Source organism: Flavobacterium urumqiense, assembly GCF_900108015.1.
In the GTDB taxonomy this organism is placed as follows: domain Bacteria; phylum Bacteroidota; class Bacteroidia; order Flavobacteriales; family Flavobacteriaceae; genus Flavobacterium; species Flavobacterium urumqiense.
Genome location: NZ_FNVP01000001.1, coordinates 38,298 through 58,149, shown reverse-complemented (window position 1 = coordinate 58,149; position 19,852 = coordinate 38,298). Strand labels below are relative to the sequence as shown.

The following is a 19,852-nucleotide window of genomic DNA, read 5'->3' as shown; positions in this document are numbered from 1 at the left end:
ACTACTACTCGGATAAAAATAAATAAATCCGTTGAATTCGCGTTTGAAAATCCGTGTCCTCAGCGTTAAAAAAACATAAACATGAAAATAACACTAAACAGAGTAAACGACAATTTCCACTTTGAATTAAAAAACGACCGTGGGCATATAGTAAACGTAGATAGCCGACCAGAATTTGGCGGAGACGATAAAGGTCCAAGTCCAATGGAATTAGTATTGATGGGTGTTGCGGGTTGCAGCGCCATTGATATGATTTCGATTTTGAAAAAACAGCGTCAGGAAATCACTTCTTTCAAAGCTGAGGTCGAAGGAGAACGGGTGCAAGTAGGAGAAGCGAAACCATTCAAGGATATTACTGTAGTATTCTTTTTGGAAGGACCTATCAATGAAGAAAAAGCAGCGAGAGCGGCCCAACTTTCTTTCGAAAAATACTGTTCAGTTTCTAAAACATTAGAGCCAACAGCAACCATACATTACAAAGTAGTTTTGAATGGAAGCCCCCTAACCCCCGAAGGGGGAACTAGCAACTAATAGCTGTAGGATAAATATTAAATTTAGTAACAAACAAATCGACCCCAATACAATTCCCCCTTCGGGGGTTAGGGGGCTTATTTATGGAAAATGATAATTTTGGTTTTGAAACCTCAGCCATCCGTACCCAATTAGAAAGAACGCAATATTTAGAGCATTCGGTTCCTTTGTACTTAACTTCTAGTTTTGTATTTGAGGATGCCGAAGATATGCGTGCTTCTTTTGCCGAAGAGAAAGACAGGAATATTTATAGCCGTTACAGCAACCCAAACACGAACGAATTTGTTGATAAAGTGTGCAAAATGGAAGGCGCTTCCGCTGGTTTTGCCTTCGCATCCGGAATGGCAGCAGTGTACTCAACCTTGGCAGCTTTATTGAAATCTGGAGATCATATTGTTTCTTCTAGTAGTGTCTTTGGAGCGACACATTCCTTATTTATCAATTATTTTCCAAAATGGAATATTGAAACCTCCTATTTTGATATTAATAAGCCGGAAACGATTGAAAGTTTCATCACACCAAATACAAAAATTCTTTTTGCTGAATCACCTACCAATCCGGCTGTTGATATTATCGATTTAGAACTTTTAGGAACGATTGCCAAAAAACATAATTTGATTTTGGTAATTGACAATTGTTTTGCAACACCTTATTTGCAGCAACCGATAAAATGGGGCGCGCACTTAGTGGTACATTCCGCTACAAAGCTAATGGACGGTCAAGGTAGAGTGTTGGGAGGAATAACAGTTGGTGATGCTGAATTGATTCAAAAAATCTATTTATTTTCTCGACTTACTGGGCCTTCTTTATCGCCGTTTAACGCTTGGGTGTTATCAAAAAGTTTAGAAACCTTGGCGATTCGTTTAGACAGACATTGTGAAAATGCTTTAAAAGTAGCGGAGTTTTTAGAGCAGCATCCGAACGTGAATCGTGTGAAATACCCGTTTTTGAAATCGCATCCACAATACGAAATTGCTCAAAAGCAAATGAAGTTGGGTGGAAACATTGTCGCTTTTGAAATAAAAGGCGGTCTTGAAGCCGGCAGAAATTTTTTGGATAAATTAAAATTATGCTCTTTATCACCAAATTTGGGGGATACCAGAACAATTGTTACACATCCGGCATCAACAACACACAGTAAATTATCTGTTGAAGAACGTTTGGCAGTCAGTATTACCGATGGTTTAGTGCGTGTTTCAGTAGGATTGGAAACCGTAAAAGATGTAATTGCCGATTTGGAGCAAGCGCTTTATAAAGATTTTTGAATGTAGATTATCGTTCTTTGTCCCGAAGTTTCTGGAGCAGATTTTCAATCCAACAACAATCGTTAACCTACATTCATTTTTCTTCATTCAAAAAGTATATTTTTGTTGTTATAAGAAAGGTATGTTTCAGATTGCTTTGAAATTAAAAATCAGCAATCGTTAATCTACAATCAAAAATCTATTAAATGCTGTCTAAAAAAACAAAATACGGAATAAAGGCTTTGACTTTTTTGGCTCGCCAGAAAGATAATTCTCCTGTGCAAATAGCGGAGATAGCCAAGAGCGAGAATATTTCGATCAAGTTTTTAGAAAGTATTTTATTGTTACTGCGTCATTCCGGTTTTTTAGGGGCCAAAAAAGGAAAAGGCGGAGGCTATTATTTGATAAAAGCTCCCAAAGACATAAACATGGCTCATGTCTACCGCATTCTTGAAGGACCTATTGCACTATTACCTTGTGCCAGTCATAATTTTTATGAAAAATGTGTAGATTGTACCGATGAAGCTACTTGTGCGGTTCGGAAACTAATGATCGAAGTTCGTGATAATACTCTGAAAATTTTAGAGAGTAATACCTTGGCCGACATTGCATTTTAAAGAATAATCACAAAATAAATTTTGTATTTAAGTTAAAAGTTTTACTTTTGCACAATAATCTACTATTCCGATGGGGTAATAGATTAATTTAATTGAATTGAAGAAAACATGAATAAAGTTTTAAAAGAAAATAGTGCAGTAATAAAACCAGAAACGACTTTTAAAGAGCGTTTGTGGGTTATAATACCTGCTAGTTTATTAATTGGTTTAATAACGGTATTGGTTTATAATCATCACGCAGAGTTTTCTTGGGATGGTTTTTTAGGTGGTTTTAATCAAGAATTTTTGATCTTTTTCTGTATTGGTGTTTTTGCGCAATTAGTTGATGGTACTTTGGGGATGGGTTACGGAGCAACATCTACTTCTTTCTTATTGGCTTACGGAATTCCTCCTGTAATCAGTAGTACGGGAGTTCACGTTGCTGAAATGTTTACAACAGGCGCATCTGCTATTTCTCATCATAAATTTGGGAATATCAATAAAAAATTAGTTAGACACTTGCTAATACCAGGTGTTTTAGGTTCTATAGCTGGTGCTTATTTATTGTCGGATGTGATCGACGGTGATGCGATAAAGCCTTTTATTGCAGTGTACATGATTGCTTTGGCAGTTATAATTATCAAAAAAGCGATGCAAAAAAACGTCATTAAAAAGAAAACAAAGCGATTAAATATTCTGGCTTCTTTTGGAGGATTTATGGATTCAGTGGGCGGTGGTGGCTGGGGACCAATCGTTACGTCAACTTTACTTGGTAACGGAAGAAATCCAAGATATACTATAGGTTCGGTGAATGCAGCAGAATTTGCCGTTTCTTTCGCTAGTGGAATAACGTTCATGATTTTTGGAGGAATTCAAGGTTGGCAGGTTATTATAGGTTTGATTTTAGGAGGTGTTATTGCTGCGCCAATTGCTGCTTTATTAGTTAATAAAATCAAAAGAAAACCAATGATGATTTTGGTGGGTGTCTTAATTATAATTTTAAGTTTAAGAACATTATCAAAATTGTTATAAAAGAGAAATAGAATTATGAGTACAGAAATAGCACAAGCTTTATTAGATAAAACAAAGAATTTTTCCATCGAGGAAACACTTACTTATTTAGCCGATCAATATCAAAATAAAGTTGTTTTTTCTACTTCTTTTGGTCAGGAAGATCAAGTGATCACAGCTTTAATTGCAAAAAATAATGTGCCAATTACCATTTTTACATTGGATACAGGAAGATTATTTCAACAAACGTATGATGTTTTTCATAAGACATTGAAAAAGTATAAGATAAATATAAAAACTTATTTTCCAGAAACAATTGCGGTAGAAGAGTTGTTAAACCATAAAGGTCCAAACAGTTTCTACGAATCGGTGGAGAATAGAAAAGAATGTTGTTTTATTCGAAAAGTGGTTCCGTTGACGAAGGCATTAAAAGGAAATGAAATTTGGATTACCGGTTTACGTGCGGAACAATCAGAAAACAGAAATGATTTGGCAGCATTTGAATACGATGCCCATTTTAATATTATCAAATTCAATCCATTACTAAAATGGACTTTAGCCGAAGTTCAAAAATATATTGATGACAATAATGTGCCACAAAATGCATTGCACAAACAAGGATTTGTAAGTATAGGATGTGCTCCATGTACCAGAGCTATTACTGCTGATGAAGATATTCGAGCAGGCAGATGGTGGTGGGAATCCAGTCATAAAGAGTGTGGTTTGCACCAAAAGTAATTATGAATTATAAATTATAAATGATTGTTGGAATCTTTAAATTTTTCAATCATTTAAATTTTTAAATAAAAAAAATGAGTTCAATATTAAAAACAAACGCTTTAGAAAGCGAAGCGATATACATATTTAGAGAAGTTATTTCTCAATTTGACAAGCCGGTTTTACTTTTTTCTGGAGGGAAAGATTCCATTACATTGGTACGTTTAGCGCAGAAAGCATTTTTTCCTGCAAAAATTCCTTTTCCATTGTTGCATGTAGATACGGGACATAACTTTCCGGAAACTATTGCTTTTAGAGATAAACTAGTTGCTGAATTAGGTTTGGAATTAATTGTTCGTAATGTGCAGGATGCCATTGACGACGGAAAAGTAGTAGAAGAATCAGGGAAATACTCGAGCAGAAATAGTTTGCAAACGACTACACTTTTGGATGCTATCGAAGAATTTAAATTTGATGCTTGTATAGGTGGAGCGCGTCGTGATGAAGAAAAAGCACGGGCAAAGGAGCGTATTTTCTCTGTTCGTGATGATTTTGGTCAATGGGATGAAAAAAACCAACGTCCGGAATTGTTTGATATTTTGAATGGAAAAATTGAAAACGGTCAAAACGTACGCGTATTCCCAATTTCAAATTGGACAGAGCTAGATGTTTGGAGTTACATCGAAGAAGAGGAAATCGAAATTCCATCGATTTACTTTTCACACAAACGTAAGGTATTCTTGAGAGACGGTATGATATGGTCCCATTCTCCATTTGTTTACCAAGAAGAAGATGAGGAAATTGAAGAAAGAATTGTTCGTTTTAGAACTGTTGGAGATATGAGTTGTACCGCAGCCGTTGATTCTTTTGCTGCAACGATTCAGGAAGTGGTTGGTGAAATTAGATCTTCCACTATTTCTGAAAGAGGAGCCAGAATTGATGATAAACGTTCGGAAGCAGCAATGGAAAAAAGAAAACAACAAGGGTACTTTTAGGAAACAATTATGAATTATAAATTATGAATTGTTCCAAGACATTTAAAATTCAAAATTTAAAATAAAAAAATCAAATTTAGAAGTTTACATAAGGTGTTTTCAAAACCTTAAACTTTTAGACTTCAAATAAAAAACAAGGAATGGAAGTTTTAAAAATAGCAACGGCAGGAAGTGTAGATGACGGAAAAAGTACCTTAATCGGAAGATTATTGTACGATACAAAATCGTTGACTACGGATAAGATTGAAGCAATAGAAAAAAGCAGCAAGCAAAAAGGATACGATTATTTAGATTTTTCATTGGCTACCGATGGTTTGGTTGCTGAGAGAGAACAAGGAATTACAATTGATGTTGCGCATATTTATTTTTCGACTGCCAAAAAAAGTTACATTATTGCCGATACACCGGGTCACGTTGAATATACGCGTAATATGGTTACCGGCGCTTCGACTTCACAGGTTTCGATCATATTAATTGATGCCCGTAAAGGCGTTATTGAACAAACGTACAGACACTTTTTTATCAATAATTTATTGCGAGTAAAAGAAGTGATTGTTGCGGTAAACAAAATGGATTTGGTGGACTATTCGGAAGAAGTATACAATAAAATTAAAGCTGATTTTCAAGCTTTAAATGCAAAAAGTACTTTTAAAGAACAAACAGTTAGTTACATTCCGTTGAGTGCTATCAATGGTGGAAATGTCGTTAACAAATCAGAAAACATGCCTTGGTATGATGGGCAAACAGTTTTGGAACATTTAGAAGCGTTAGAGCCAAAAGATGTGTACGAAAAAGGACAAGCGCGTTTCCCTGTTCAAACAGTAATTCGCCCAAAAACGGAAGAATATCATGATTTTAGAGGATACGCCGGAAAATTGTATGGAGACAATATTAAAGTAGGTGATGCGGTAACTGTTCTTCCATCTTTGACTGAATCTACAGTAACGAATATTCACTTTTTCGATAAACAGTTTAACGAGGCGACGGTAGGATCTTCTGTTACTATTGAATTAGAAAATGATATTAATGTGACTAGAGGAGATATGATTGTAAAATCAGGTGAGCTTCCAAGAATTGAGAAAGATATTAACACTACAATTTGTTGGATGGACAGCAAAAAGTTAGTTCCAGGAACAAAATATTTTATACAGCACAACACGAATCGAGTTTTGGCAAAAATTGAAAGTATAAAAAATGTAATTGCAACAGATTACTCGGGTTCAACTCCGGCAACTCAGTTAGCCATTAATGAAATAGGAGAAGTGAATATTAAGTTGAGTAAGGCTATATATTTTGATGCATACAACGACAACAAGTCAAACGGTGCTTTTATTTTGATAGATGCCGCAACCAATACAACTGCAGGAGTTGGTTTTATAAACTAAACTTAGCTGTTGCTTAAAATATAATAAAGATGCAAAGTTTTAGAACTGAAATAGAAGATCCGATTGTCCAAAGAGAGATTATCGATTTAGAGAAAAAAATTCATTCCTTCCGAAGTGGACAAATTGACGATGAGCGTTTTCGCAGTCTTCGTTTGGCACGTGGTATTTATGGTCAACGCCAAGAAGGCGTGCAAATGATTCGTATTAAATTGCCATACGGAAAAGTGACTAGCGAACAATTGAAGCGTATTACTGAAGTATCCGATAAATATTCGACTGGACGTTTGCACATTACCACGCGTCAGGATATTCAAATTCACTACGTGAGTTTAGACAGAACGCCTGAGCTTTGGTCTGAGCTGGCCAAAGATGATATCACGCTGAGAGAAGCTTGTGGAAACACAGTGCGTAATATCACAGCAAGTGAATTAGCGGGTGTAGATGTAGATGAGCCTTTTGATGTTTCCCCTTATGCACACGCTGTATTCCAGTATTTATTGCGTAACCCAATTTGTCAGGAAATGGGACGTAAATTCAAAATATCATTCTCCTCCTCTGATAAAGACACTGCTTTGAGTTATTTGCACGATTTAGGATTTATTCCAAAAATTGTAAATGGCGAAAAAGGGTTCAAAATAATGTTTGCCGGTGGTTTAGGTTCTCAACCAAGTCATGCTGAATTGCTTTCGGAATTTGTACCGGTTAATCAAATTATTCCAACTGCCGAAGGGATAATCAGGGTTTTTGACCGATTTGGAGAAAGAACAAAACGTTTGAAAGCACGTATGAAATTTTTAATTAAAGACTTGGGCCGTGAGGAGTTTTTACGTTTGGTTGGTGAAGAGAAAAAAGCATTGCCTTTCCATTCTTACGAGATTGACACTACCGCTTTTGAAGGTCCAATTACAGAACCTTTATTGGCTGTGCCAGCAGTGACAATTGATGATGTTGTAGCTTTTAAAGCTTGGAAAAAATCAAATGTGATTGTACAAAAACAAACAGGATACGTAGCTATTGGTATCAAAGTACTTTTAGGGGATTTTTATACAGACAAAGCAAGATTGTTAGCTGATTTGATTAAAAATTACGGAGCGAATGAATTGCGTTTTTCATTGCGACAAAACATCATTTTACGTAATATTAAAGAAGAAAATCTAGCGTTCTTTTACCAGGAATTAGCCAAATTGGATTTTGTTACATTAGGCTATGAAACTATCGGAGACATCACGGCTTGTCCGGGTACCGATACGTGTAATTTAGGTATCGCAAGTAGCACTGGTATTGCAGATGAATTAGAAAGAGTCTTAAAAACGGAATACCCACAATACAGCAACAATCAACAAATCGCCATAAAAATTAGTGGTTGTATGAATGCTTGCGGACAGCATAATATGTCCGAAATAGGTTTCCAGGGAATGTCCATTAATGCAGGAAAGTTGGTAGCTCCGGCTCTTCAGGTTTTATTAGGTGGAGGGAATTTAGGAAACGGAAACGGAAGATTTTCGGATAAAGTAATCAAAATTCCAAGCAGAAGAGGACCTGATGCGCTGCGTTATATTTTAAATGATTTTGAAGCAAACGGAAACGGACAATCGTTCTTGAATTATTACGACGCCAAAGGGGAGAAATATTTTTACGAATTTTTGAAACCATTAGCTGATATAACAAACCTCACCGAGGCTGATTTTGTAGATTGGGGAAATGCTGATAACTACGTAAAAGCAGTTGGAGTAGGAGAATGCGCCGGCGTTGTTATTGATTTGGTGGCTACTTTAATATTAGAAGCCAAAGATAAAATGACTTTCGCACAAGAAGCTTTCGAAGATAAAAAATGGGCAGATGCGATTTACTTGGCGTACGCAGGTTTTGTAAATGGAGCTAAAGCAATATTATTGGCTGAAAACGAAAAAACAAATCACCACGCTGGAATTATCGATTTATTTGATACGGTTTTTATCGAAAGCAAAAAAATCGAATTGGACTCAAGCTTCAAAGATTTGGTTTATCAAATCAAATCGAATGAGCCTTCGGCAGAATTTGCACAAAAATACATCCAACAAGGCGTTGCGTTTTTTGATACAATAGAGAAATATAGAGCAAAAGATTTAGCCGATGCTTAAAAATATACAACCAACAGTTACGCTAGTGGGTGCGGGTCCAGGTGATCCGGATCTGTTGACAATCAAAGGTGCAAAGGCACTGGCTGAGGCCAATGTCGTTTTGTATGATGCCTTGGCAAACGAAGAAATTTTAAGTTATGCACCTAAAAAAGCAGTTAAAATATTTGTAGGCAAACGTAAAGGTTGTCATGAATATACGCAAGACCAAATCAACCAATTGATTGTAGATAATGCGCTTACCTACGGACATGTGGTTCGGTTAAAAGGTGGCGATCCATTTATTTTTGGTCGTGGCAGTGAGGAAATAGACTTTGTAGAAAGTTTTGGGATACCTACATTTGTAGTGCCTGGAATTTCATCGTCGATTGCCGTTCCTGCATATCAAGGTATTTCGTTGACCAAAAGAGGTGTTTCCGAAAGTTTTTGGGTAATTACAGGTACAACTTCTGATAGGAAATTGTCAAATGATGTGGCGTTAGCAGCGCAATCATCGGCCACAGTTGTGATCTTGATGGGAATGAGTAAATTAGCACAAATTGTGTCATTATTCCAAAAAGAAAAAAAAGGAGAAACCCCCGTTGCAATTATACAAAAGGGAACTACGATTCAGGAGAAAATTGGTGTTGGAACAATTAACACAATTCAACAAGTTGTGGCGGAGAATAAATTAAGTAATCCTGCGATTATTGTCATTGGAGAAGTAGTTAAAGAAAGCAATAAATTAAAAGGATTTTACGAAGAATTTACAGCAAAAGAAATACAATAACATTGGAAAGAAACGAACTATATCCTGTTTTTTTAAAACTACACAACCTTAATGTACTTATTGTAGGTGGAGGAAATGTTGGTTTAGAAAAATTATCTTTCATGTTGAAGTCCAGTCCAAATGCCAATGTTGAGGTGGTGGCACCAAAGTTTCTTCCAGAATTGGAAAGCCTAGCCGCAAAACATCCTTCGGTAAAATTGACTTATAAAAAGTTTAATCGCTGGATGCTTCGCAAACGACACATGGTAATTGCTTGCACCGATGATTTGAAAGTCAATAAACGAGTATTCGACTTGTGTCGAAAAAGATATTTAATTTGCAATATTGCCGATACACCGCCATTATGTGATTATTATTTGGGCGGAATTGTAACCAAAGGAAATGTAAAAATCGCAATTTCAACCAACGGAAAATCGCCGACAACAGCCAAAAGATTACGGGAGTTTTTTGAAGAAATAATTCCGGACGATATTAATACAATGGTTGAAAACCTCAATGAATATCGCAAGACGCTTAAAGGGAATTTCGAAGAAAAAGTACAAAAAATGAATGAAATCACTGAGGCGTTAAAAAACAAAGAATAAAAGCATCGCATTATAACGAATGATATTTATCATTTTAAGTTGTAAAAATCAATCGTTAATTTGCAGTAAATAGTTTATTACAATTACATTACATAAAGAAAAAAAAATGATTAAAACAGACATACTTATAATAGGAGCCGGACCAACTGGTTTGTTTGCCGTTTTTGAAGCAGGATTATTGAAATTAAAATGCCATATTTTAGATGCCTTGCCACAAGCGGGCGGACAGCTTTCAGAATTATATCCTAAAAAACCTATTTATGATATTCCGGGATTTCCAGAAGTATTAGCAGGGGATTTGGTAGATAATTTAATGGAACAAATCAAGCAGTTCGAACCAGGTTTCACGCTTGGAGAACGTGCAGAAACGATTGAAAAACAAGAAGACGGGAGTTTCATTGTAACCTCAAATAAAGGAAAAAAATTCCATGCTCCAGTTGTTGCGATTGCTGGTGGATTAGGAAGTTTTGAACCCAGAAAACCATTGATCGAAGACATCGAATTTTACGAAGATAAAGGAATCAAGTATTTCATTAAAAACCCGGAAAAATTTAGAGACAAAAGAGTGGTGATTTCAGGTGGTGGTGACTCGGCTTTAGACTGGAGTATTTTCTTGTCGAATATTGCTTCCGAAGTGACTTTGATTCACCGCAGAAATGAATTTAGAGGTGCATTGGATTCCGTAGAAAAAGTACAGGAATTGAAAAATTCCGGTAAAATAAAAATGATCACACCAGGAGAAGTTGTTGGCTTAAAGGGTGCTGAACATTTAGAAGGTGTCGTAGTAGAAGAAAACGGCGCACACCGTACTATCGAAACGGATTATTTTATTCCGCTTTTTGGATTAACTCCAAAGTTAGGTCCTATCGGAGACTGGGGATTAGACATTGAAAAAAATGCCATCAAAGTAAATAATGCTTTGGATTACCAAACGAATATTCCCGGAATTTTTGCCATTGGTGATGTAAATACCTATCCAGGAAAACTAAAATTGATTCTTTGTGGATTCCACGAAGCAACTATGATGTGTCAGGCAGCCTACCAAATCATCAATCCGGGTAAGAAATATGTATTGAAATATACTACAGTTTCTGGTGTTGACGGATTTGACGGAACTCGTAAAGAGGCTCCAAAAGCTGTGGTGAAAGCCATAGTTTAACAACTTAATACAAAGTAGTTAAAAAATATAGCGCTAATACTTGCAAGTATTAGCGCTTTGTCTTTACTTTGCACTGTTCCTATATTTATTGAAAGTTATCACGAAAGGCGGAGGGAAAGACCCGATGAAACCTTAGCAACCCTTTATCTTTAAAGAAGGTGCTACATTCTACTTTATACGGAACCAGTTTCAGTATCAAAGATAGATAACACACGAATACTCACCCAGTATTTCTCAAACCTTTTCTTGACAACATATATTTTTAGCCTGCTGAATTATTTTAAGTATCAGGAGCGAACAATTGGCGTTTTTTTGCCAGTACCGTTCCCGCTTTCCGCTATATCTTTTTTTCTGAACACCAGAAAAAAAGGATATCGCTTCAATCGGGGCTAAAAAGCTCATATAGTGAATTTTTGTAATTATTAATCAAATAAATGTCGATACATATCGCGATTTACAAGAAACAAAAGTTATGTCAAAGATTTTAAAAGATAGTTTAGGAGTTCCCCCTTCGGGGGCTAGGGGGCTTATCCATGATGCCATTAAAAAAAACATACTCATACTCGATGGAGCTATGGGAACCATGTTGCAACGTTACAATTTCTCTGAAGAAGATTTCCGTGGAGAACGTTTTAAAGATTTTCCACATTCTTTAAAAGGAAACAACGATTTATTGTCACTTACGCAACCACAAGCCATCAAAGCGGTTCACGCCGCCTATTTTGAAGCGGGAGCAGATATCGTTGAAACCAATACTTTTTCTGGAACCACCATCGGAATGGCAGATTACCATCTCGAAGATATTGTTTATGAACTCAATTACGAATCGGCACGAATTGCCCGTGAAGTAGCCGATGAATTTACAGCCAAAAATCCAGATAAACCTCGTTTTGTAGCCGGTTCAATTGGACCTACAAACAGAACGGCAAGTATGTCACCAGATGTAAATGATCCGGGTTACAGAGCAGTAACTTTTGATGATTTACGTATTGCTTACAAACAACAAGTGGAAGCGTTGATTGACGGAGGAAGTGATTTATTATTGGTGGAAACCATTTTCGACACTTTAAATGCCAAAGCGGCACTTTTCGCTATTGAAGAAGTCAAAGACGAACGCAATATCAATATTCCTATCATGGTTTCCGGAACAATTACCGATGCATCAGGACGAACACTCTCAGGTCAAACCGTAGAAGCTTTCTTAGTTTCGGTTTCACATATTCCATTGTTGAGCGTAGGATTTAATTGTGCTTTAGGAGCTGATTTGTTGAAACCGTATTTACAAACTTTGGCGCAAAACACTTCCTTCAATGTTTCGGCGCATCCTAATGCAGGACTGCCAAACGCTTTTGGAGAGTACGATGAAACGCCCGAACAGATGCAAGCCTTCATCAAAGAATATTTAGATGATAATTTAGTCAATATTATAGGCGGTTGTTGCGGAACAACGCCAGAACATATCAAGTTGATTGCTGATATCGCAAAGGAGTATAAGCCTAGAGTGTCAACGGCGACCATGTAATTAAATTTCCTGTAAGGTTTTTTTTCAAACCTTTTAGGTATGTTTTAAAATAGATGATTGCGGGATGTTACAGTAGTTCAACCTCAGTTATCGCGAGCGGAATGACAAAAAGGAGGATGACGTTGAAGGATTTACTGGATGAGATTACTTCGTTCCTCGCAATGACGTCGAAAGTACAAAACTGCGTGAGGGATAGCAGTGAAAAGCCCACAGACAAATGAAGCGAAGCGGAATTAGTCGATGACTTGCAACGAATAGCCCGACCCTTTTGGGTCACGCCCAAATTATAAAAAGAATAAGTTATTCCGATACGGTTTTTAAAACCTTTCAGGATCAAAAACAATAAAAAATGGCACAAGAAACTAGAAGAAACCTTGTATTATCGGGATTAGAGCCTTTAATCATTACGCCGGAAAGCGTTTTTGTGAATATTGGCGAGCGAACGAATGTAACAGGTTCTAGAAAATTCCTTCGATTAATCAAGGAAGAAAAATACGAAGAAGCATTAAGCATTGCCAAAGAGCAAGTGGAAGGTGGCGCGCAAATCATCGATATTAATATGGATGAAGGAATGCTTGATGGCGAATATGCCATGACAAAATTCCTGAATTTGATCGCTGCTGAACCGGATATTTCGAGAGTTCCAATCATGATTGATAGCTCGAAATGGGATATTATCGAAGCGGGTCTAAAAGTAGTGCAAGGAAAGAGTGTGGTAAATTCGATTTCCTTGAAAGAAGGCGAAGAACAATTTATTCATCACGCTAAATTGATTAAGCGCTACGGTGCTGCGGCAATTATTATGGCTTTTGACGAAACGGGACAAGCTGATAATTACGAACGCCGGGTAGAAATTTGCCAACGTTCGTATGATATTTTGGTGAATAAAGTTGGTTTTCCTCCGCAGGATATTATTTTCGATTTGAATATATTTCCTGTGGCAACAGGAATGGAAGAACACCGCGAGAACGCCTTGGATTTCTTTAGAGGAACCAAATGGGTTCGAGAAAATCTTCCTCATGCACACATAAGTGGTGGTGTAAGTAATGTTTCGTTCTCGTTTAGAGGAAATGACACGGTTCGGGAAGCGATGCACTCGGTTTTTTTGTACCACGCTATTCAAAACGGAATGACGATGGGAATCGTAAATCCGGAGATGCTTTCTATTTACGATGAAATTCCAAAGGAACTTTTGGAACGTGTTGAAGATGTAATTTTAAACAGACGTGATGATGCCACCGAAAGATTGTTGGACTTTGCCGAAAATGTAAAAGGGGATGTAAAGAATAATGAAAAAGTGGTACAGGAATGGCGTTCAGGTACCATCCAAGAACGATTGACACATTCGCTAGTAAAAGGAGTAGATGAATTTATAGAAATTGATGTGGAAGAAGCCCGATTGGCAGCGACAAAACCTATTGAAGTTATCGAAATTAACTTGATGACGGGAATGAATGTCGTTGGGGATTTATTTGGTTCGGGTAAAATGTTTTTACCGCAAGTGGTAAAATCAGCTCGAGTAATGAAAAAAGCGGTGGCTTATTTGCTGCCATTTATTGAAGCGGAAAAAGATGGAGTCTCCAGTTTTGCAGGTCGTATATTAATGGCGACTGTAAAAGGAGATGTGCATGATATTGGAAAAAATATTGTTTCGGTTGTTTTAGCCTGTAACAATTATGAAATCATCGATTTAGGGGTGATGGTTGCGCCGGAGAAAATTATTGCAGCAGCCATAGAGCATAATGTTGATATTATTGGATTAAGCGGATTAATTACGCCGTCACTGGACGAAATGGTTTATTTGGCCAAGGAATTAGACAAAAAAAACATAAAAATTCCTGTAATGATTGGTGGAGCAACTACTTCACGAGCGCACACTGCCGTGAAAATTGCACCACAATATAGAGAAACGGTTATTCATGTAAATGATGCTTCGAGAGCCGTAACGGTTGCCGGAAATTTATTAAACAAGGATAGAAAGATATATGCAAGCGACATCAGGGCTGATTATGACGCTTTTAGAGAGACCTTTTTGAATCGTTCGCGCGACAAAAACTTCTTGACTATTGAACAAGCCCGTAAAAATAAATTGCAGTTGGATTGGGAGAATTTTACTCCTGTAAAACCAAATGTAATTGGAGAACAAACTATCGAAGTTGATCTGGATGTGTTGGTTCCTTATATTGACTGGACGCCGTTTTTTAGAACATGGGAATTGTTCGGGAAATATCCGGCTATTTTAACGGATAATGTTGTTGGTGAACAAGCTACTTCTGTTTTTGCGGATGCCAAAGAAATGTTGGACGTTATTTTGAAAGAAAAGAAACTGACAGCCAAAGGAATTTATGGAATTTTCCCTGCCAATCAAGTGAACGATGATGACATTGAGTTGTATGAAGCCCCCCCCGCCCCCGAAGGGGGAGCTACTCCGATAATAGAAAAACAGACATGGGAAACAGCAAGTCCTATTTTGTATGATGTTTTAAAAGAACGGGCTAAAGAGATGAGAAACAAACCAACAGAGGCAGAAAAAATGCTATGGAATGTTTTGTCCAACAAAGGGATTGAAGGGTTTAAATTTAGAAGACAACATATAATAGGGGAATATATTGTTGATTTTGTGTGTTTAGAAAAAAAGTTAGTTATTGAATTAGATGGCTCTGTTCATAACTCACCCGAACAAATTGAACACGATAAAGAGAGAACTATTTGGTTAGAATCAAAGGGTTTTAAAGTTTTTAGGTATAAAAATCAGCAAGTTTTGAATAATTTATTTGAAACAATCGAGAGTATTGGCAAAGAATTATCAACAAAGGTGGGAGTTCCCCCTTTGGGGGTTAGGGGGCTCTTCTTGACGTTGCGTCAACAATCACAAAAAACAAAAGGTGCTCCAAACATTGCCTTGTCGGATTTTATTGCCCCGAAAGATAGCGGAAAAACGGATTATATGGGCGCATTTTGTGTCACGACCGGTTTTGGTGTTGATGAGTGGGCGGCTGAATTCGAAAGAGATTTAGACGATTACAATTCGATAATGGTCAAAGCATTGGCTGATCGTTTTGCGGAAGCTTTTGCGGAATATTTGCACGAAAAAATCCGAAAAGAAATTTGGGGCTATTCATCTGATGAAGCTTTAAGTACTGAGGCTATGATTGCTGAAGATTACAAAGGCATTCGTCCGGCTCCAGGATATCCCGCTTGTCCCGACCATTTAGAAAAACCAACGATTTGGAAATTACTGAATGTAGAAAAAGAAATAGGAGTGACCTTGACTGAAAGTATGGCAATGTGGCCGGCTTCATCGGTTTCTGGGTATTATTTTGGAAATCCGCAAAGTAAATATTTTGGACTCGGAAAAATAAAAGAAGACCAAGTCATTGATTATGCGAAACGAAGAAGCGTTTCAACCGAAGTGGCCATGAAATGGTTGAACCCGAATATAGCGGACTAGCCCCCTAACCCCCAAAGGGGGAACTCCAATCTTTGTAAATAAAATTGGGGCTGGGAAAAATTAGTCACTTAACATTCAATAAATTCAATTGTTTTGTCAACATAACATAAAAAAATCTTGAAAAATTATATAATTATTAACCAAGTTGCGCTGTGTTTTATAGGCACGACTTTAATTCCCCCTTCGGGGGCTAGGGGGCTATGAAAGTAACACAACATATAGAAGGTGCCAAAGGAAATACCTTATTCTCCTTTGAAATCATTCCGCCTCAAAAAGGCAAAAGCATTCAGGAATTATACGATAATATTGATCCATTGATGGAGTTCAAACCGCCATTTATAGACGTTACTACTTCTCGCGAGGAGTATATTTATGTAGATAAAGGCAACGGTTTATTAGATAAGAAACTGACTAGAATGCGTCCTGGAACACTTGGAATTTGTGCTTCCATAAAGCATAAATATAACGTAGATACTGTTCCTCATGTGCTTTGCGGTGGTTTTACCAAAGAAGAAACAGAGTATTTATTGGTTGATTGTCATTATTTAGGAATTGATAATGTGATGGCCTTGCGCGGAGATGCGATGAAAGACGAGCAATATTTTATTCCGAAACAAGGAGGAAATGATTTTGCCGTTGATTTGGTGAAACAAATCAACCAATTGAATTGTGGAAAATATTTACACGATGTAATGGATGTTGATAATAAAGCCAATTTTTGTATTGGAGTTGCGGGTTATCCGGAAAAGCATTTGGAATCTCCATCTTTAATTTCAGATTTAAAAAGGCTGAAAGAAAAGGTAGATGCTGGTGCGGATTATGTGGTGACACAAATGTTTTTTGACAATGCAAAATACTTTGAGTTTGTTGCGAAAGCCAGAGAAATGGGCATTACCGTACCTATTATTCCCGGAATTAAGCCAATCGCGGTTCAAAAACACCTGCAAGTATTGCCCCAAATTTTCAGAATTGATTTGCCTGAAGATTTAATTCATGCAGTTGATCAATGCAAAAACAATGCTGACATCAGACAAGTAGGAATCGAATGGGCGATTCAACAATCATTAGAATTGAAAGCGGCCGGCGTTCCCGTGTTGCATTATTATTCTATGGGGAAATCAGAAAATATTCGTCAAATAGCGAGTAAGGTTTTTTAGGAGCTTTTTCCAGCTATTCGTTACAATCTTTTCTTGTCTCAAAAAACGAGATAAGAAAAGGATTTTCACTGCTATCTGGGCTAGGGATTTTATGGTTATCAAAATCTTTTTCCATTCCAAATTCTCGTAAATTTGTCATTCGGGCGAAGGAAGAAATTTATTGTGTAGATTTCTCCTTCATCGGAATGACAAATCAAACGGTATAAATATTATAAATGGCTAGTATTTTTCATCTGCAAACTGCGGCTGAACACTGATTACTATTTTTTCGTAATCTCTCTAAAAACAGCCTCTAAATTTTTATTTTTCTGATTCAGTTGCAGCGTTTTTAAACCATTGGCATTGGCAAAATCAAAAACGGCGGGGCGCATGTCTTTGTCTGCTTTGAAAGTCAATTCCCAAATCATATCATGGGTATTTTTATAAGAAACAAGATTTTCAATTTTAGCAATGGCTTGTTCTTCAATTTTATAATCAAATTCTACTTCGATAATCTGTTCTTTGTCGGCAGAGATTAAGTTGTCTAGTTTTTTATCGGTAACAATTTTACCGTTATTGATGATAATCACGCGGTCGCAAATGGCTTCCACTTCCTGCATAATATGTGTGGAAAGGAAAACGGTTTTGTCCTTACCTGCATTTTTAATTACGTTGCGTATTTCAATCAATTGGTTTGGGTCTAATCCGGTTGTTGGTTCATCCAAAATCAAAACATCGGGATTGTGCAATAAAGCGTTGGCAAGACCTACGCGCTGACGATATCCTTTGGATAATTGCCCCAATTTTTTATGACTTTCGGTGCGTAAGCCGGTCAATTGAATTACTTCTTCAATACGGGATTTAGCTACTTTATAGACATCAGCATTAAAAGCCAAATATTCTCTCACATACAAATCCAAATAGAGCGGATTGTGCTCCGGCAAATAACCAATAGAAAGTTGTACTGCCTTTTGGTTGGTATTTACATCATGCCCATTTACCATTGCAGAACCTTCATCGGCATTAATGTATGTGGTCAATATTTTCATTAAAGTTGATTTTCCTGCTCCATTTGGACCCAAAAAACCAACGATTTCTCCTTTTTTTATAGAAAACGAAATGTTATCTAGTGCTTTTTGGGCACCATAACTTTTTGATATATTATTTACTTCTATTGACATGGAATTTTATTTGTTGCAAAAGTAAACAGAATAATCTTTGATTTATTAATTTTCAATGCAAGATATCTAAAACGGTATTTTCAGCGCTTTTAAGTTTAATAATGGTGGGAGTGTTTCTCATTTAGATTTATATATTTATAGAAAATTAAAAAACATGGATCAACAAGGCGGGAAATCAAGTTTGTTTAAAACATACAGTGGTATTATATGGTTATTATGCGGAATTATAGCCGGAAGTATATTAGGATTAGTTTTTGGAAAAGGTGTAGAAATCATCAAACCATTAGGTGATATATTCTTAAATTTACTGTTTACCGCAATTATCCCGTTGATATTTTTTACGATTGCATCTTCGATTGCCAATTTAGAAAAAACGGAGAAACTGGGAAAATTGTTTGCAATTGTCATTGGGGTGTTTTTAAGTACCGTACTTATTTCGGCAATATTAATGATTATTGGAGTGCTGCTTTTTCCGATTCACCAAGATATCATCATTTCAAAAATACCATTAGAAAGTATTCAAAGCGGTAATGCAGGATCACAAATTACCCAATTGCTTACAGCGGGTGATTTTTATGAATTGCTTTCTCGAAAAAGCATGTTAGCTTTAATTATATTTTCTTTTTTAATAGGGTTTGCCAGTTTGCGGTCAGGGGAAAAAGGAGCCAGTTTTAGGGATTTTCTAAATTCAGGAAACGAAGTAATGAAACAATTGCTGCATTTGATAATGAAAACCGCTCCAATAGGATTAGGGGCGTACTTTGCTTATCAGGTAGGGATATTTGGACCGCAATTATTCGGGGCTTATGCAAAACCATTAGGACTTTATTATGCGGTTTGTGCTTTTTACTTTATTGTATTTTTTAGTTTGTACGCTTTTATCGCTGGAGGAAAATTAGGATTTACATTGTTTTGGAAAAATAATATTACACCGTCATTAACAGCTTTGGGGACCTGTAGCAGCATTGCGACAATTCCAGCAAATTTAAAAGCAGCGGAGAAAATGAATATACCGGCACACATTCGCAATATTGCAATACCATTAGGAGCGCCTTTGCATAAAGACGGTTCGAGTATGTCGTCAATTATAAAGATCGCGGTTATTTTCGCCATGTTTGGCAAGGATTTTACGGATCCTCACACTTTATTGTTAGCGTTAGGCATTACAGTAATCGTTTCGGTGGTTGAAGGTGGAATTCCAAATGGGGGTTACATAGGAGAGATTTTGGCTATTACAATTTATGGTTTCCCAATGGAGCAAGCATTACCGGCAGCTATGATTGTGGGGACTTTAGTGGATCCAATGGCTACTTTATTGAATGCCAATGGAGATGTCGTTTCATCGATGTTGATTACCCGAATTGCGGAAGGGAAAAGATGGCTTACTTAAAAATTAATAGCTTAATTTTTAAGATGGATTGTTAAAAATAATGTTTTGTTTCTCTAAAGTCTGA

General features: G+C 36.8%; 16 protein-coding genes and 1 riboswitch. Of the genes, 15 read left to right on the top strand and 1 reads right to left on the bottom strand.

Annotation, left to right across the window (positions count from 1 at the left end; genetic code table 11):
• Window positions 1–81: 81 nt before the first annotated feature.
• The 14 genes from C4S35_RS00260 (at window position 82) to metF (ending at window position 17,238) form a co-directional block, all read left to right on the top strand.
• Entirely contained in the window at window positions 82–531 is a 450-nt protein-coding gene (locus tag C4S35_RS00260; RefSeq protein WP_103998256.1) for an OsmC family protein, read from the top strand.
• An 83-nt stretch (window positions 532–614) separates the two neighbouring features.
• Window positions 615–1,796 carry a trans-sulfuration enzyme family protein gene (locus C4S35_RS00255; protein ID WP_103998255.1) on the top strand — a complete coding sequence of 394 codons (1,182 nt, stop codon included), beginning with the start codon at window positions 615–617 and terminating at the stop codon, window positions 1,794–1,796.
• A gap of 185 nt (window positions 1,797–1,981) precedes the next feature.
• Window positions 1,982–2,392: an RrF2 family transcriptional regulator gene (locus tag C4S35_RS00250; RefSeq protein WP_103998254.1), complete on the top strand. Its 411-nt coding sequence runs from the start codon at window positions 1,982–1,984 to the stop codon at window positions 2,390–2,392.
• Window positions 2,393–2,500: 108 nt separating this feature from the next.
• The gene (locus C4S35_RS00245; RefSeq protein ID WP_103998253.1) at window positions 2,501–3,403 is read left to right on the top strand and encodes a sulfite exporter TauE/SafE family protein; all 903 of its coding nucleotides are present in this window, start codon (window positions 2,501–2,503) and stop codon (window positions 3,401–3,403) included.
• A 15-nt stretch (window positions 3,404–3,418) separates the two neighbouring features.
• Entirely contained in the window at window positions 3,419–4,120 is a 702-nt protein-coding gene (locus tag C4S35_RS00240; RefSeq protein ID WP_103998252.1) for a phosphoadenylyl-sulfate reductase, read from the top strand.
• A 74-nt stretch (window positions 4,121–4,194) separates the two neighbouring features.
• On the top strand, window positions 4,195–5,094 hold the full coding sequence (gene cysD / locus C4S35_RS00235; protein WP_103998251.1) for a sulfate adenylyltransferase subunit CysD: 900 nt from the start codon (window positions 4,195–4,197) through the stop codon (window positions 5,092–5,094).
• Window positions 5,095–5,234: 140 nt separating this feature from the next.
• Entirely contained in the window at window positions 5,235–6,479 is a 1,245-nt protein-coding gene (locus C4S35_RS00230) for a sulfate adenylyltransferase subunit 1 (RefSeq protein WP_103998250.1), read from the top strand.
• A gap of 29 nt (window positions 6,480–6,508) precedes the next feature.
• Window positions 6,509–8,599, top strand: coding sequence for a HEPN domain-containing protein (locus C4S35_RS00225; RefSeq protein ID WP_103998249.1), 2,091 nt, complete (start codon window positions 6,509–6,511; stop codon window positions 8,597–8,599).
• Window positions 8,592–9,365, top strand: coding sequence for a uroporphyrinogen-III C-methyltransferase (gene cobA / locus C4S35_RS00220; protein ID WP_103998248.1), 774 nt, complete (start codon window positions 8,592–8,594; stop codon window positions 9,363–9,365). The genes C4S35_RS00225 and cobA overlap by 8 nt, the downstream gene beginning before the upstream one ends.
• A gap of 2 nt (window positions 9,366–9,367) precedes the next feature.
• Complete coding sequence (locus C4S35_RS00215) at window positions 9,368–9,949, top strand: precorrin-2 dehydrogenase/sirohydrochlorin ferrochelatase family protein (protein WP_103998247.1); 582 nt, start codon at window positions 9,368–9,370, stop codon at window positions 9,947–9,949.
• A 106-nt stretch (window positions 9,950–10,055) separates the two neighbouring features.
• Window positions 10,056–11,108 carry an NAD(P)/FAD-dependent oxidoreductase gene (locus C4S35_RS00210; RefSeq protein ID WP_103998246.1) on the top strand — a complete coding sequence of 351 codons (1,053 nt, stop codon included), beginning with the start codon at window positions 10,056–10,058 and terminating at the stop codon, window positions 11,106–11,108.
• Window positions 11,109–11,200: 92 nt separating this feature from the next.
• Window positions 11,201–11,320, top strand: a riboswitch (SAM riboswitch).
• 260 nt (window positions 11,321–11,580) lie between these two features.
• Window positions 11,581–12,630: a homocysteine S-methyltransferase family protein gene (locus tag C4S35_RS00205; protein ID WP_103998245.1), complete on the top strand. Its 1,050-nt coding sequence runs from the start codon at window positions 11,581–11,583 to the stop codon at window positions 12,628–12,630.
• Between the two features lie 349 nt (window positions 12,631–12,979).
• Window positions 12,980–16,081, top strand: coding sequence for a vitamin B12 dependent-methionine synthase activation domain-containing protein (locus C4S35_RS00200; RefSeq protein ID WP_103998244.1), 3,102 nt, complete (start codon window positions 12,980–12,982; stop codon window positions 16,079–16,081).
• Window positions 16,082–16,281: 200 nt separating this feature from the next.
• Window positions 16,282–17,238 carry a methylenetetrahydrofolate reductase [NAD(P)H] gene (gene metF / locus C4S35_RS00195; protein ID WP_103998243.1) on the top strand — a complete coding sequence of 319 codons (957 nt, stop codon included), beginning with the start codon at window positions 16,282–16,284 and terminating at the stop codon, window positions 17,236–17,238.
• Window positions 17,239–17,498: 260 nt separating this feature from the next.
• Here the strand turns inward: metF and gldA are convergent, their stop codons facing one another.
• Entirely contained in the window at window positions 17,499–18,398 is a 900-nt protein-coding gene (gldA, locus tag C4S35_RS00190; protein WP_103998242.1) for a gliding motility-associated ABC transporter ATP-binding subunit GldA, read from the bottom strand.
• Window positions 18,399–18,552: 154 nt separating this feature from the next.
• On the opposite strand from gldA, the gene C4S35_RS00185 reads away from it, so the two are divergent.
• Window positions 18,553–19,788 carry a dicarboxylate/amino acid:cation symporter gene (locus C4S35_RS00185; protein WP_103998241.1) on the top strand — a complete coding sequence of 412 codons (1,236 nt, stop codon included), beginning with the start codon at window positions 18,553–18,555 and terminating at the stop codon, window positions 19,786–19,788.
• The last annotated feature ends 64 nt before the right edge of the window (window positions 19,789–19,852 follow it).